At 46.6% G+C, this 15,258-nt stretch carries 16 protein-coding genes; 10 read left to right on the forward strand and 6 right to left on the reverse strand.

Annotated elements, in window-relative coordinates; genetic code table 11:
• The coding region (locus FN782_RS15900) for an RNA-guided endonuclease TnpB family protein (protein WP_142506785.1) at window positions 1–324 on the forward strand (324 nt) is incomplete at its 5' end.
• 228 nt (window positions 325–552) lie between these two features.
• Here FN782_RS15900 and FN782_RS17025 read toward each other — a convergent pair.
• Entirely contained in the window at window positions 553–723 is a 171-nt protein-coding gene (locus FN782_RS17025) for a hypothetical protein (protein WP_185956377.1), read from the reverse strand.
• A 71-nt stretch (window positions 724–794) separates the two neighbouring features.
• Here FN782_RS17025 and FN782_RS15905 point away from each other — a divergent pair, with 71 nt between their 5' ends.
• Window positions 795–1,592 (forward strand): cyclase family protein, encoded by a 798-nt coding sequence (locus FN782_RS15905; RefSeq protein ID WP_142506786.1) that lies wholly within the window; start codon window positions 795–797, stop codon window positions 1,590–1,592.
• 88 nt (window positions 1,593–1,680) lie between these two features.
• Entirely contained in the window at window positions 1,681–2,118 is a 438-nt protein-coding gene (locus tag FN782_RS15910) for a hypothetical protein (protein ID WP_142506787.1), read from the forward strand.
• 74 nt (window positions 2,119–2,192) lie between these two features.
• Here FN782_RS15910 and cmpA read toward each other — a convergent pair whose 3' ends face one another.
• Both cmpA and FN782_RS15920 read right to left on the reverse strand, forming a co-directional pair.
• Window positions 2,193–2,315, reverse strand: coding sequence for a cortex morphogenetic protein CmpA (gene cmpA / locus FN782_RS15915; RefSeq protein WP_142506788.1), 123 nt, complete (start codon window positions 2,313–2,315; stop codon window positions 2,193–2,195).
• 95 nt (window positions 2,316–2,410) lie between these two features.
• Complete coding sequence (locus FN782_RS15920) at window positions 2,411–3,358, reverse strand: DMT family transporter (protein WP_142506789.1); 948 nt, start codon at window positions 3,356–3,358, stop codon at window positions 2,411–2,413.
• 260 nt (window positions 3,359–3,618) lie between these two features.
• Between FN782_RS15920 and FN782_RS15925 the strand changes: the two genes are divergently transcribed.
• The 4 genes from FN782_RS15925 to FN782_RS15940 all read left to right on the forward strand — a co-directional run bounded on the left by FN782_RS15925 (window position 3,619) and on the right by FN782_RS15940 (window position 8,171).
• Entirely contained in the window at window positions 3,619–3,819 is a 201-nt protein-coding gene (locus FN782_RS15925; protein WP_142506790.1) for a hypothetical protein, read from the forward strand.
• Between the two features lie 17 nt (window positions 3,820–3,836).
• Window positions 3,837–4,400 carry a thioredoxin family protein gene (locus FN782_RS15930; RefSeq protein ID WP_142506791.1) on the forward strand — a complete coding sequence of 188 codons (564 nt, stop codon included), beginning with the start codon at window positions 3,837–3,839 and terminating at the stop codon, window positions 4,398–4,400.
• Between the two features lie 402 nt (window positions 4,401–4,802).
• Window positions 4,803–5,708 (forward strand): NAD(P)-dependent oxidoreductase, encoded by a 906-nt coding sequence (locus FN782_RS15935; RefSeq protein WP_185956378.1) that lies wholly within the window; start codon window positions 4,803–4,805, stop codon window positions 5,706–5,708.
• A 138-nt stretch (window positions 5,709–5,846) separates the two neighbouring features.
• Complete coding sequence (locus FN782_RS15940) at window positions 5,847–8,171, forward strand: endolytic transglycosylase MltG (protein WP_185956379.1); 2,325 nt, start codon at window positions 5,847–5,849, stop codon at window positions 8,169–8,171.
• A gap of 78 nt (window positions 8,172–8,249) precedes the next feature.
• On the opposite strand, the gene FN782_RS15945 is transcribed toward FN782_RS15940, so the two are convergent.
• Window positions 8,250–9,287, reverse strand: a complete 1,038-nt coding sequence (locus FN782_RS15945; RefSeq protein ID WP_142506793.1) for a ThiF family adenylyltransferase — start codon at window positions 9,285–9,287, stop codon at window positions 8,250–8,252.
• Window positions 9,288–9,395: 108 nt separating this feature from the next.
• Window positions 9,396–10,115 carry a molybdopterin converting factor subunit 1 gene (gene moaD, locus FN782_RS17350; protein WP_142506794.1) on the reverse strand — a complete coding sequence of 240 codons (720 nt, stop codon included), beginning with the start codon at window positions 10,113–10,115 and terminating at the stop codon, window positions 9,396–9,398.
• A 140-nt stretch (window positions 10,116–10,255) separates the two neighbouring features.
• On the opposite strand from moaD, the gene FN782_RS15955 reads away from it, so the two are divergent.
• Together FN782_RS15955 and FN782_RS15960 are read left to right on the forward strand one after the other, a co-directional pair.
• Window positions 10,256–10,687 carry a hypothetical protein gene (locus FN782_RS15955; protein ID WP_142506795.1) on the forward strand — a complete coding sequence of 144 codons (432 nt, stop codon included), beginning with the start codon at window positions 10,256–10,258 and terminating at the stop codon, window positions 10,685–10,687.
• Window positions 10,688–10,773: 86 nt separating this feature from the next.
• Complete coding sequence (locus FN782_RS15960; RefSeq protein ID WP_142506796.1) at window positions 10,774–11,448, forward strand: Bax inhibitor-1/YccA family protein; 675 nt, start codon at window positions 10,774–10,776, stop codon at window positions 11,446–11,448.
• 61 nt (window positions 11,449–11,509) lie between these two features.
• Here the strand turns inward: FN782_RS15960 and FN782_RS15965 are convergent, their stop codons facing one another.
• Window positions 11,510–12,613 carry an aminotransferase class I/II-fold pyridoxal phosphate-dependent enzyme gene (locus tag FN782_RS15965; RefSeq protein ID WP_142506797.1) on the reverse strand — a complete coding sequence of 368 codons (1,104 nt, stop codon included), beginning with the start codon at window positions 12,611–12,613 and terminating at the stop codon, window positions 11,510–11,512.
• A 740-nt stretch (window positions 12,614–13,353) separates the two neighbouring features.
• Here FN782_RS15965 and FN782_RS15970 point away from each other — a divergent pair.
• Entirely contained in the window at window positions 13,354–15,252 is a 1,899-nt protein-coding gene (locus FN782_RS15970) for a molybdenum cofactor synthesis domain-containing protein (protein ID WP_142506798.1), read from the forward strand.
• Window positions 15,253–15,258 lie beyond the last annotated feature (6 nt).

Raw genomic sequence — 15,258 nt, forward strand, 5'->3', positions numbered from 1 at the left:
TGTATCGAAGACCTCCAAGTAAAGCATATGGTGAAAAACCGCAAGTTAGCCAAATCGATCACGGATGCCTCGTGGTCGGAGTTTGTCGCGATGCTTACCTACAAGGCAGCCTGGCATGGAAGAAACGTGGTGAAAGTGGGGAAACAGTTCCCTTCCAGTCAGCTTTGCTCTTCCTGTGGCTACCGAAACAAGGATGTAAAGAACCTCCACCTTCGGGCATGGACATGCCCTACGTGCAGCTCTCACCATGACCGAGACATCAATGCATCCAAAAACATCTTGCAAGAAGGACTTCGAGTACTTGCGGTCGGGCAGACCGTTTAAGCTTGGATATGATCCTATCAGTAGACGGGAGCTCCCAAGAATCCCCTGCCTTCAGGCATGGGGAGTGTCAAGAATCTCCGGAAACCATCAAACATCTGATGGCTACAAAAGAAGGAAAAGAATTGGCTGATTTGCTGATTTCAAAAGGGCAAGGTAAATTTGGAGCGTTTGTTGCACAGGAATACTGCGTTGAAAGTTCAAAGAGAATACAGGAAAAAACGTGAGAGGTTAATGACAAAGCGGGGGAGAGGGGATTTCCGTCTCCGCATCTCTTTCCTCCAGCAAAGAAGAGGAAACAGTCCGCTTCACCCCCTCCGGCCCCAACCAGCGGACAAAATATCCGCTAAACGGTTGGGACCTCCAGGGGTTCCGCTGGGTCGTCGGAAAAGGATGCTCCACCGGATATCCCCCTCTTATTTATCTTTGTCAGCAGTCTCGTAATTCTTTTATTGTCTGAGTGAGGTGGAATAATGGATACAGTTGAAAGAAACGGCAAAAGGATTACGCTGATTGACTTGAGTGACCAGCTGAACAATGCTACACGTCCATATGAGTTGAACCCGCACGAAATAGAATACTCCAAACATGAGGAATCGGTGGCTGTTACCGAAAACCTTTTGGGAATCGGTAAGGAACACTGGCAAGACGGTTTTGGATGGGCGGTGGAAGAGGTTACGCTATCCACGCATTCCGGTACACATGTGGATGCCCCCTATCACTACGGTCCGGTGAGTGAAGCGAAACCCGCCCGAACCATTGATCAGGTTCCCCTCCATTGGTGCTATGGGAGTGGTGTCGTTTTGGATATGCGACACAAAGCGATCGGTGACAAAATATCTGATGTCGATGTGCAGAAGGAGCTGGATCGGATCCAGTACACCATTCAGCCGTATGATATTATTTTGGTTCATACAGGATCTTCCAAATATTTTGGAACCCCTGACTATGCGTTTAAACAACCGGGGATGACGAAATCGGCAGTTGAATGGTTGCTGGAGCAGGGAGTCAAGGTGATTGGAATTGATGCTTGGGGGCTGGATCGTCCCTTTGACCAGATGGCAAGAGAAGCTAGAGAAGGAAAAACACAATTTTGGGAAGCACACCTTGTCGGGAGGGAAAAAGAATATTGTCAGATAGAGAAACTGTGCAATTTGGATCAGATTCCGATACCCTTTGGCTTTCAGGTATGTGCGTTCCCCATCAATATTGCTGATGCCAGCGGGGGCTGGAGTCGAGTTGTGGCCATTTTGGAAGAGGAAATTTCCTAGACATTATTTTGAAAAGAAAAACCATCCCCTAAAGCGGTATGGTTTTTCTTTTCTGCGGAAAAATAAGACAAAAAGGAGGCTTCAATCTATGGAGGATCAACAGATTCCACGGAAAATAAGCGAAAAGATGACGGATATGACGGCACATTGCGGTCATTTATTTCAGCAGTCTCCTGATGAGTTGGCTCAAATCGTCTCTTTTGTGGAAGCGGAAATGAAAGGACAAGATTTACCCCCTGTCTCTCGAAACCGGGATGAGTTTATCGCTGCCACCTTTGAACGGCTGTACCCCATGGTCTTATCCTCTGATGATTGTCGTCAGGCGGTGGAAAGCATGTTGAAAAAACGTCCAGATCTCCGGCAACACCAACCTTTGGATCATCACGATGACTATCCTCATTACACGCTTGACCCAGCCCTAACGGAAACATTGTATTTGACGGGAAGTGCAGTGATGGGTTCCATTCTGATGGTGACAGCCGGAGCAAGTGGAGGCTCGATTGAGCAAAGGCAACAAACGGAGTAAATAAAGGAAAGGGTCAGACATTTGATGTGTCTGACCCTTTTCCATGAGTCGAGAGCCAGGTCATTACATATGGACTATTCCGGTGTTACACAAGTTTTTCGTTGGTACTGAAACCAGCAATCATTTAATATACGGATCTGTCTCCGGTCTTTTCCGTAAAAAGCCCGTTGCAACTGTTTACATAGCCAGTGGGGCATATGAGACGCCTCCTGGATGGCGTGGTTTGTATTAAAGTTTATGAAGAAGAATGGGGCTTTGTGACCCCAGGACAATCCTCCCTATATACTTTGTTTTATCTTTTTTCTATCTTGGATGCTTGAGCAGGGCGAAGGAACGGCCGTTGAAAGAATGGCCGTTTTCTCTCTTCCACTGCTCCGGACCCAAGAATCACTCCAGCGGAGATCAGAAAGAATCCGGCAATCTGGGAAGCGAGAATTTGTTCTCCCAGAAAAAGAACAGAGCCCACTAAAGAGAAAAAGGGCGTCAGGTTAATAAAGATGGCCGACTGTCCCGGTCCTAATCGGTGAATGGATGTATTATACAGCATATGTCCCATACCCGTAGCAATGACGGATGAAGCGAGAAAAATCACCCAAATCCAACCTGGAGCAGTGGTGAAATCCCTCAGTCCATAGGGATGAAGAAACAGACTGATCGTGAAGATTCCCAGAGGTCCACACAGAAACATCAAAGACGTTACCTGCTTGGCATCCATTGTATCCGTCGCTTTTTTGATGAAGATGAAGCTGATGGCTTGGGTCATCATGGCACCGAACACCCATAGGTCCCCGGCTAAGTGACTGCTTAAATCTCCACTTCCCCGTAGAACGATAAAAATCACACCGATCAATCCCAGAGTGATTCCCACGGCACGCAATCCAGTGATGTGGTCTTTCAGAAAGAGAATGGACAGCACCACCGTTGATAATGGCAATAGTGCGAGGATCAAGGAAGCATTGGTGGCTGTGGTATGTTCCAGGCCCAATGCAAGACAGGAGTGATGTCCCATGACTCCAAACAGAATGGCACCTATAAGATAGCGCCATTCATGAAGGGAGGGTTTCCGCCACTCCTTTCTCCACAGTAAAAAGAAAAACAGGACCACCCCCGCAAGGATGATCCGGAGGGATTGCATGGTTAACGGGGAGAGGTACTGTACCAATATTTTTAAGGCGACCGTATTCAATCCCCAGATCAACATATTGAAGGTCATGATTGCATACACCATATTCTTACTCACCAGATTCTACACCTCTTTACAACTATCTATTTCGTTTATCGAAAAAATGACTTAACGTTGATTGTACTCCCTGGACTTTTTTTCGGCAATGGGATCATTGAGGAAACGTTGTTTCCCATATGGTTGATACAAAGAGACTGCTGACAAAAATAATAAGAAGGGGATATCCGGTGGAGCATCCTTTTCCGACAACTTAGCGGAACCCCTGGAGGTCCTAACCGTTTAGCGGATATTTTGTCCGCTGGTTGGGACCGGAGGGGGTGAAGCGGACTGATTCCACTTCTTTGCTGGAGGAAAGAGATGCGGAGACGGAAATCCCCTCTCCCCCACTTTGTCATGAACCTCATACAAAGGATCTTCGTCGAAAAGCGGTCCTTGCTACTTGTAATATTGAGATACGTTTTTGCAGAAAGATTCTTTCTTTTATCGCAGGTGAATGGTTACAATTGAAAGAGATATGATCGAGGAGGTGGGAGAGATGGATCTGAATGAGTGGTTTGACAAAGGAATGAGCGGACAGGAATATATTGACAGTATGAACGTGAATCGGAAGGAATTGCTTCATATTTATCAACAGTTTTCTCTGTCGGATGAAGATATACGTCTCTATGAGAGATTGAAGAAACAACAGCTACGGGGGATTGTGCTGACCGCGGATTGGTGCGGGGATGCGATGCTCTGTGTACCCATTCTGATGCGGATTGCAGAAGCAGCCCAGATTGAGATGCGGTATCTCATTCGGGATGAAAACCTGGAGTTGATGGATCAATATCTCACCAACGGGAAATCCCGTTCCATTCCCATTTTTATCTTTATCGATCAACAGGGGGAGGAACAAGCGGTTTGGGGACCGCGCGCCCCTGAAGTGCAACGGCTGGTGGATGAATTAAAGGAGAGCTTCCCGTCTGCGGATGATCCTGAGTTTGAACAAAAACGAAAGGAGCTGTATCAAGGATTGAAAGTTCAACTGGTAAATCGAACCGATTTATGGGAAGCCGTTCATCGCAGTGTGAAAGAAACGTTGCAAATGTTAGATTCGTAATGACACAGGAGGGAGAGCTAGTAACAGTTGACAAAAGTATGTAAAGCCATAAAAAAGTCTCTTTGTTATTAATAGTCTAAGATAGAAAGGAGGGAAAACCGTTACGGAAAGCGAATAGTTTTGATGCTTGGATGTGAGGCTCATACGTTGCGAAAGTGGCGTAATCATCGGGTAGAACCGTGAGGGGTTTCCAGTGCGAGAACCAAGCAAAGCGTTCATGAGCGTAACGTCATTAACAAGACAACGCTAATATATACCGTGAGTTACACGGGAATTTACGCCTGTGGAGTGTTAACAAACCGTTGTAGGGAGTAAGCGCCGAAGCGGGATACGATGAACCAGGAAGAAAACATAAACTCTATTTGTAGAGTCTTGGAAGTTTTTCGTAACGGGGAACTCTCTATGCAAAAACAAACCATGCACGTTGGTTTTATTGGCTTAGGAATCATGGGGCAAGCCATGTCCCGCAATCTTCATCAGGCCGGATACCCGGTAACGGTTTGGAATCGGACAGCATCCCGGATGGAGGAAGCGACAGTGTGGGGGGCCAAGGTGGCCAGCTCTCCCGAAGAATTGGCAGCGGTAAGTGATGTTGTCATTACTATGGTTGGAGATACACCGGATGTGCGGGCTGTGGTGGAAGGGCCGAAGGGCGTATTGGCAGGAGCTAAAGAGGGAATGATCCTTGTTGATATGAGCACGATTTCTCCGGATGCCACCCGAAAGCTGGCCGAACGGGTGATGGAGAAGGGGGTACGGATGCTGGATGCCCCTGTCAGCGGCGGGGATGTGGGAGCCAAAGAAGGGACACTCTCCATTATGGTTGGTGGCGAAGAAGAAGTACTGAGAGATGTGATGCCTTTATTTGAGGTGATGGGGAAGAATATTGTCCATTGTGGGCCGATCGGGGCTGGACAGACCGTAAAAGCCTGCAACCAGATTATGTGTGGCTTAAACCTCCTGGGAATGGTAGAGGCTCTCGCCTTTGCCAAAAAAGCGGGTGTAGATCTGGAGACGATGATTCAAGTGACCACTCAGGGAGCAGCCGGATCTTGGGCTTTATCCAACCTGGCCCCCCGTGTGATCCAGGGGGATCTGGACCCTGGATTTTCCGTCCGCTTTCAGCAGAAAGATCTGCGAATTGTTCTGGAAGAAGCGGACAGAGTCCGTCTTCCCCTACTGGGTACCGCTCAGGTTCATCAACTCCTGCGCTCGGTACAGGCTTACGGTAAGGATGAAGATGGAACGCAGGCTTTAATTACCATTTTAGAACAGCTTGGTAATGTGAAAATTTCAGAAAAAGATTAAGGCATGAAAGACAGTCGATCCAACCGGCTGTCTTTTTTCGCGCTTTTGTCGTATACGAATAAGTCCTTTCTGTCATTTACGCAAGGGGAATAAGTTTATAAAATGACAATGTAAAATATTATTTTAGGAAGAAACATGATGAATCATTGTGGCTCTCTATCCCGCAGAAAAACATACAAATGGGCAAAATATGGCGGTTATCATCCACTGGTGTGGGTTTTGATCACGGGCACGGCGATCAGCCGGATCGCTTCATTTATGAGTCTTCCTTTTCTTGCGATTTATTTGTCCAACAATCTGGATCTTGATGCGTTTACAGTGGGGATCGTTCTGGGAGTAGCCGGGCTGACCGGTTCTGTAGGAGGGTTTGTGGGAGGTTATCTGTCCGATCGTTGGGGTCGGCATTTGATCTTGATTGTCTCTCTGTTTGTCTGGACCGGAGCATTTTGGGGGTTTTCCTTGGCAGATACGGTTCATCATTTATTTATGCTTAATGCGTTGAATGGATTGTGTCGCTCCGTTTTTGAAACCACTTCCCAAGCATTGATGTCCGATCTATCCACTCCCAAGCAACGGCTAAAAATATTTGGCTACCGTTATATTGCGATAAATGTCGGAATGGTGATCGGTCCTTTGCTGGGGGCCGTTTTATTCCAGCTGATGGGGATGAAGGTTTTTCAGTATACTTCAACCATTTATCTCATCTATTTTGTTTTTCTCTGCGTATTGTTTCGTATTTTCCGTTCCGATCTGATGAATGGGAACCACTCAAAGGTTCCGTTTTCAGAATGTGTAAGGGTGCTGGCCCGTGACCGTTCTTTGGGTTTGTTTGTTCTGGCAGGCGTCCTCTTTTTTTCGGCTTTTTCCCAATTGGAATCCACACTGCCCATTCATCTCAAATCTTTGGGGAAGGAACCGGAATTTTTTTCTTATCTTTTAATGATGAATGCAGGTGTTGTGATTCTGTTTCAACACCCGATGAATCGTTGGGCAGGAAAGAAAAGCATTTTGACCGGTCTGGTCATCGGCAGTGCTTTATGTGTTGCCGGCTTTTCCTCCTTTGCGGTCGGGGGGACAGATATCGCATTTATGGTCGGGATGTTTTTGTTTACATTGGGCGAGGTTCTTGTCTTTCCCGTTTCCAGTCTGTTTATCGATCGAATTGCGGAAGAAAGAATGAGAGGCGTTTACTACGGCGCGAATAACTTTAGTCAATTTGGATTGTTTATTGGTCCGTTCATCGGTGGCTGGTTATTGGAAACGTTCGGCAGAGAACATCTGTGGTGGTTGATGGCATTGCTGATGCTGTATCCGCTGTTGTTATATGCCATGGGCTATCGCATTTATGCCCAGAGCCGGGGTGTCACAATTCTGGAAATCATCCGGCGTTTTTTACTGGATTTAGGCCTGATCCGTGTGATGAAAGGGATGGTAAAAATCCTCCCACTCCTTCTGACAATCGGAGTTTTCCTGTTCTTTCTGTCAGATCCGTGGGTCAAGCAAGCTTTGGTTAAACCGTCGCGATCTGAAACGGTAACGGTTCGGATTGGCAAAGACGCTTCCATGTTCGAGATCGGAAGGAAGCTTGAAGAAAAAGGGGTGATTCGAAACGGTTTCTTATTTCCCGTCTATGCTTTTCAGCAATCGATTCAAAAAGGGGTCCGTCTGCAGCCGGGAACGTATCAAATTCAGGCAGGGATAAGCCCTGAAAAATTGCTTCAAACCCTGAATCGTGGAACGCAAAAAGTTGTGATTCGGGAAGGAGCGACGGTTCAGGAGATTGGCCAATTATTAAAGCATTATGGAATATCTGAAGAAGAGTGGAATCGTGGTATCTATAAAAAATGGGATCAGTTTTCCTTTCTGAATCTGCTTCCCAGCAATCGACCCTATCGATTGGAAGGGTATCTGGCTCCTGGAACCTATGAATTGAACAAAGATGCAGATGCGGAGATGTTGATTGATATGATGTTGCAACGATTTAACAACAGGCTGACAGGGGATTTGAAAGAGCAATTGCAACGTTGCGATCTCCGTGTGGATGAGTGGGTGATTATGGCTTCTCTGATCGAGGAACAGGCATCAAATGGAAAGGATAAGCGGGAAGTTTTCCGCAGGATTCAATATTCGCTTCAAAACGATTTACCTATAGGAATTCGAACCTTGCCTGCTCCATATGGAGAACTGGAGGAGTATCACATATGGAAAGTTCAAGGATTACCTCCTGGTCCAATCAACAATCCAAGTCTCGAATCTCTTCGTGTAGTACTGGGCTTGATGAAAGACGGAGATTCCCATGTTTCTTCTCTCAAACCCAAAGATTTTGCCAATCAACAGGAAACAGTGAACAGACAGCGGGAAAATGGAATCGAATCCCATCCAACGTGGAGAAAACAACAAAAGCCAATCAAAACGAATAAAAACACCAATTGGAAGAATGGACACCCATCAGCGATGGAATGATCATTGGACGGTTGTATACGCTAAACATGAAAAGGGATGAAACCGATTCAGCGTTTCATCCCTTTTCATTTTCTGATTTTAGGTTCCTATATATCTGGCTATAAGAGAGCGTGCCAATGTCGGATTGTCTGTTCCCTGGACCAGAATTCGGCCATCGGGAAAAAGAATGAGCTTGTGTTGTGGATCTACCTGCGCTCGAAGAAGAAAGCGGTTTTGTTCCACAGGACCGAGGGATGAAAGGTTCTTTTTCAACCGATTCAGATCCAGTTGTTGTGGAGGGTTGGGTGTGATTTGGACTGTGTTCCTCCCACAGAGAGAGACGGCTGTTTCTTCCCGGTTAAAATGATCCAGGTATTCGTAATGTTGTTTGCCGCAAGCAGGGCAATCCTTTCGCTTTTTCCCGTTCATATGAAACCCGGCGTTGTGATTTTGCCACAGTTCAAAGTGGCGAAGCCGTTGGTCCAAGGCGTCCAGATCATTTACAAGCAATTTAAGAGCTTCTGTTGCCTGACAAGCGGCCACCATTTGAATAATCGGGCCGATTACTCCTGCAGTATCACAGGTGTCTGCTGTACCCGGTCCAGGGGAGTCAGGAAAGAGGCAGCGAAGACAGGGAGTGATATGGGGACGGATGGTAAAAGTCATTCCCCTGGAACTGACAGCCCCTCCGTAGATCCAAGGGATCTCATGCTTCACACAGACATCATTGATTAGGTAGCGGGTAGCAAAATTGTCTGTCCCGTCTAAAACAAGATCTACCCCCGTCAGCAGATCTTCCGCATTGCTTCCATTTAAATCTGTAATGTGGGTTTCCAATTTTACACCTGAATTGATTGCGGACAATTTCTTTTCAGCGGCAACCGCCTTAGGCAGACCCTGTTTGGCATCACTTTCATCAAATAACATTTGCCGTTGCAGATTACTCCACTCCACAAAATCCCGATCGATTAACCGGATCTGTCCCACTCCTGCCCGTACCATATGGTGGGATAGCGCGGTACCGAGGGCACCGAGGCCAATTACTGCGACTTGTGATTGAGCCAAACGACGTTGTCCTTGTTCACCAATCGGCGGGAAGAGAATTTGTCTTGAATAGCGAATCGAATCTTCTTCCATTGTCTACCTCCTCCAACGGATGGTGTAGCCATCGAGGGTGTATAAACTGTAAGATAAATATAAGATCTTCATTCATGATGAATGGAGGAATAAGGAAATTCCCTCCGTTCAGGCTTTGAAATTTGTCTTTTTGGGAATGCCGGGTTTTTTCAGAGGGTCCCAAGGTCCTGTTTGAGGTCCTTGCCATGCTGAACCATCTTCCCATATCTCTTTTTTCCAGATGGGAACAATCTCTTTTAGTCGCTCAATAGCATAGTGGCCGGATTCGAAAGCTTCGTTCCTGTGAGGGGAAGCAACAGCGATCAGTAGACTGATCTCTCCGATCCTCAGGTTTCCGATGCGATGTGCCATTGCAATGCGTACACCAGGCCACCGTTTTTCAATTTCCTCACCGATTTCCTCCATTTTACGAACCGCCATGGGGGCATAAGCTTCGTATTCCAAGGAAACGGTGCGCTGTCCATGGGTGAATTCCCGCACGGTACCGGCAAACGTTAAAACTGCTCCAGCATAAGGATTGGTCACTTTCTGGATCAGTTCATCGGCGGAAAGAGGTTTTTCAGTAACGGAACAAAATGGCTTTTCACCTCCACTGACAGGAGGAATGACAGCCACTTCTGCATTTGGGTGGATTTCCTGTTCCTGTTCAGCGTATTCTTGGTTGAGCGCGATTGCGGAATTCCGGATCAACTTTTCCGCATGGGGGTATTTTTCTGCAAGCCGGTTGATGAGATCCCGAACAGTGGCGCCCTCCGGAAGTTCCAGTTCGATGGATGATTGTCCCACGACATCGGCTAATCCGGCAAATAACAGGATGGAGATTTGCATGAAACGATCCCCTTTCAATAAACAAATAATGAACCGAAACAAAATGTGTTGTCCTTTACATTATATCGCATTGTGATCTGACAGAAGAAGTGAAAGAGCTTTGAGGGTTTTCTGACCAGGACGAGGGGGAATGAAAAACCATGCGGGATGCCAAGGAAGTAACCAGTTTGATTTTCCGTTTGATTGTTCAACAGTTGGAAAATATGCCAGAACAAGATCGTTTAATCTGTCGGGTGGAGGCATTGGCTTCTGAATTGGATATCACTTTGAAGTCTGGTGAAGAATACCGGGTCCGGATCAGTCGGATCAATCCTTCGTATGGAAATGAGGAATCAATGGTGGATCGTAATCAAGAGAATCGACGGGAAAAGCGAGTGGCAATTGAGGATTGGGAAGATCTGATCGATACGTGTGAGACGGTTATTCAGTTTCTTGAATATGACAAAAAGAAGATGGAGGAGCTTACGTCTCTTGTTCCGGATTTTCCTTGGGAAAATCGATCCCGTATGATGGAAGATGTTTTAAACCAGTTGAAGAGCTCTCTGTATAAATTTCGTTCGGATCAACGTTGACAACATATCGAAATCTTTTTTGTTGCGCCTAAAATGGTTCTCTTCTATACTTATAGAGGAAAACACAACCATAGGAGGAAAATTTGATGGAAACGAGTGCGGATCGCCCTTATACCGGTTTAATGATCCGAGTATTTTCCTGGATGTTCGCTGCTTTGTCTCTGACAGGCATTGTTTCTTTTTTTCTGATAAATGATGGGCGGATTCTCAACTATTTTTACCAGAATACAGGAGTGCTTTTTGGGCTCTTTATTGCTGAACTGCTTCTGGTGTTTTTTCTGGCCGCCAGAGTACATAAATTGTCTGTAGGATCAGCCACGTTTTTCTTTTTTCTTTATGCCACACTTAATGGCTTTACCATCACACCCTTGGTGGCTCTCTATACCCCTTACTCCATCGCTTCGGTGTTTTTCATCACGGCAGGAATGTTTGGGATTTTCGCTTTATATGGCGCTGTGACAAAACGAGATCTTTCCCGGATGGGAAGCATCCTGATCATGGCTTTGATTGGAATCATCCTGGCTACGATTGTCAATATATGGATTAAAAGCCCGGCTTTGTATTGGGTGGTGACGTACCTGGGTGTCGCCATATTCTGCGGATTGACAGCTTATGATATTCAGAAAATCAAAAATATCCAGGACCAACACATGGATGAGGATACACACACAAAAACAGCAATTATGGGAGCTCTGGCTTTATATCTTGATTTTATCAATATGTTTATCTACCTGCTTCGTATTTTTGGAGACCGGGATTAAATCAAAAGACCACTTGCCAACCGACAAGTGGTCTTTTGATTTATGGCTGGTTTTAACCTGTCTACACCAGGTTGTGTACCGTTTTGCGAAGGATGTGTGCCAAAAGGTTCTGCTCCTTGGGGGTACCAACACTGATACGGAGACAATGGTTCAAGGGAGGGACATTTGGAACCCGGATAAAGACTCCCTGTTCCCAAAGGGCCTCGCGGATTGAGGTTGCCCGTTCCGCGCTTCCTACATCGATGGCGACAAAGTTGGTCGCCGAAGGATAAGCGGAAAATCCCAATTCTTCAGCTAATTTTGCGTATTCCTGGCGTCCTTTGGCAACATGTTTTACCACTTGTTGCAAAAAGTCAGGATCTTTCAATGAAGCGAGTGCACCGGCTTGTGCCATCCGGTTGACTCCAAAATGATTGCGGATCTTGTCAAAAGATTGGACGATTTCGCGGTGAGTGATCGCGTAGCCGATTCGTGCACCGGCCAATCCGTGGGCTTTGGAAAAAGTGCGCGTTCGAATGATGCCGGGATCGGCGGGATCGACGGGCAGAACCGCCTCGTCCGGAGCAAATTCGATATAAGCTTCATCCAGAACCAAAAGGCAGTCTTCAGGGATTTGCGAGCGAAAATCTTTTAATTCATCTTTGGTAAACCAAGTGCCTGTCGGGTTATCGGGATTGGCCAAATAGAGGATGCGGGATTTTGTTTTTACAGCGGTTTGAAGTAATCCCTCCAAGTCGTTTTTCCCATTTCGATAGGGTACTTCATGAAGGATTCCACCAAAACCTTTCACATGATAATTGAAGGTGGGGTAACCACCAAGCGATGTAGTGACCGAATCTCCGGGGTTCAGGTATACCCGCGCAATCCAGCCCAGTAATTCATCGATTCCACCTCCTACTGAAATTTCTTCCATTTTGATACGGTGGAGGGTTGCCAGCTCCTTACGCAGATCGTAATGAGTACTGTCCCCATACAGATGGCTTTCCGTGATACATTCTTGCATAGCCTTATAGGCTTTGGGAGATATTCCATAAGTGCTTTCATTGGCGCCCAATCGAAGGTGGATTTTGATACCAGTTTGGCGCTCCAACGTTTCCGGTGCTGTAAAAGGAACTGTAGCCGGGAGATGGCTTACAATCTGGGATCGGGGCGGTTTGGTTGACATGGATGATTCCCCCTTTTTGGCAAATCTTCATCTTGTTAAAAAACGGACGGGAACTTTTCCCATCCGTTTTTTTAAATATTAAGTAAACAAACTGACCATTCTTGAAATGATAGGAGTTGAATACCAAATACAATGCTCCTGGTGGGAATCCCCTTTGTATTTCGCTCATCCTTGGTTAATTTGACTCTACTCCGAAGAATTTTATGATGACACATAGGATAGACCCATTAGATGCCATTATCCACATAAACGGATATTCATAGGGGTGAGTTTCAATCAGGTGAAGAGTTGCAGAAATTCAGCTACTGCAGGGAGTACTTTTCCGAGAAGCTTCAGCACACCGATAGCGATATCCAAGAGAAAGACCTCCTTTGCATGAATGATCCATCATAAGGAGTAAGGAATTATCAAAAATCAAGCAGATATGGGTCTTCAAAAGTTCCGGAGCGCAGTAATATGGACAGCTTCCTCATTTTCATTATGAAGTTTGTTTGTTACAAACATAGAATAAGAGATGATTATCGGAAAGATCAAGTGTTAAATTTCATTTTTTACATATTCATTTTATATTTTATACTTTTGATACAAACTCATAGAACCTTTGATTTAATGGGTGTACATTGATATTCATCTGTACTGTTTTGGTACATTTTTATTCGCTAAATTTTTGAGACACATTTTATTGTTTCTGTTTTAAAAATATCCATTTCTTCTCCTCGACACTTTGAAAAGTGGGTGCTATGCTTGTTTTAACCGAAGAATATTCGGAAAAGGTGGGGGCATTTGTGCGAAATACCCGATTGGATTCAATACCAAGAGATGAAGCATTACATCAATTGCTTACTGCGGTGGATTTTCACCCGGAGAAAGAAGAGGTTTCCGTATCCAACGCTTGTGGACGGGTGACATCCCATCCAGTGATCGCTGAGAGATCCATGCCTCCCCATGCATCTGCGGCGATGGATGGAATTGCGGTACAGGCGGAAATGCTCCAGGGGGCATCTTTGGAAAAGCCGGTTTTGCTCCGGGAAGGCAGGGACTTTATCTATATCAATACAGGGGATTTGTTGCCTTCCGCCTTTGACAGTGTGGTTATGATTGAAAAGGTGAAAGTGGTCGATAAAGACCGGGTGCAGGTGGATGAACCGGTAAATCCGTGGAAGCATGTTCGGCAACCGGGTGAAGATGTGGCAGAAGGAGAAGTGATCTTGTCTGCTCGCCATACCATTCGTCCTGTGGATCAAGGGGTTCTGTTGGCGGCAGGGGTGGAACAGGTGTCCGTTTTGCGACGACCCCGTGTAGGGATTCTTCCCACAGGTTCTGAAATGGTTCCGCCAGGTCTCCCGCTGGAGCGGGGGCAACTGCGTGAATTTAATGGTACCGTATTTAAGAGCCTTCTGGAGGAGTGTGGAGCGGAGCCGGATTATCGGGGAGTCGTCCCTGACCGGAAAGAAATTCTTTCCCAGGAGATTTCCAGGGCTGTGGATATGTGTGACATGGTTGTCGTGAACGCCGGTTCCTCCGCCGGAAGCAGGGATTTTACCCCAAAGGTGCTTCAGGATCTGGGAGACGTTCTCCTTCACGGTGTAGCGACTCGACCGGGGAAACCCGTGGTAATCGCTGTTGTGAAAGGGAAACCCGTACTGGGTTTGCCAGGCTATCCCGTCTCCGCCTATCTTTCCTTTGATTGGTTTGTTCGGCCTTTGATTCAGAAGTGGTATGGTTTGGGAAGGGATTCTGTCCATGTAGTCTCAGCCCGTTTGAATCAGGATGTACAGGGGAAGATGGGAGCGGAAGATTTTATTCGCATGCAAACGGCGTATGTCAATGGAGAATATGTGGCTTCCCCTCTTCCAGGAGGGGCAGGAGTAACCATGTCCGTTGTTCGGGCAGCTTCGTGGCTTCGGATACCGCAGGATGTCCAACGTTACCATGCTGGGGAACGAGTAACATTGGAATTGGTGAAGCCGCTCGAAGCGATTCGAAAAACGCTCCTCCTTGCAGGGTGCGATGATCCTCTGTTGGACTGGTTGGGCGCTGAGGCGTCCACATGCTGTCCCGGCTGGTCGATTCAACGAGAGGTAATGGAAGAGGAGGAAGGGTGGAAACGATTGAGAAACGGTGGATGCCACGCTCTGGTGGTTTATCGTCGGGCGGGTACCCCTGATGGCTTTGTACGAATTTGTATCGCTGAGCGGGATATGGGGTGGATTACCGGATCAACTGTATCGAAACCCGTTACCTGTGCGGCTGACTTGCTTCGTCCAGGTCTTCGTTTCATTAACCTCCCTCCTGGATCGGGCATTCGGGAACGCATCAAGCGAATGCTGGAAGCAAAACAGAATGTTGGAAGCGTTCCTAATGGATGGGAGCGGGTGGAGACATCACATTGGAAAGCGGCTGCTTCTCTCAGTGAAGGGACGGCTGATGTCATGGTTGGTCCTTATTCTGTGGCTAAGCACTACGGGTTGATCTGGAGACCGGCATGGGTCGAACCGCTGGATCTGATCGTTCCTGTTACTGTATGGGAGGAAACAGCGGGGAATACGCTAAAGAAAATCCTCCTATCCCAGGCATTTCGTTCAGCAGCCCAACGGCTCGGAGGTTATAACTTGTCACAGATGGGTCAATTGGTCTGACGGGAT

Source organism: Melghirimyces algeriensis, assembly GCF_900182565.1.
Classification (GTDB): Bacteria; Bacillota; Bacilli; order Thermoactinomycetales; family DSM-45169; genus Melghirimyces; species Melghirimyces algeriensis.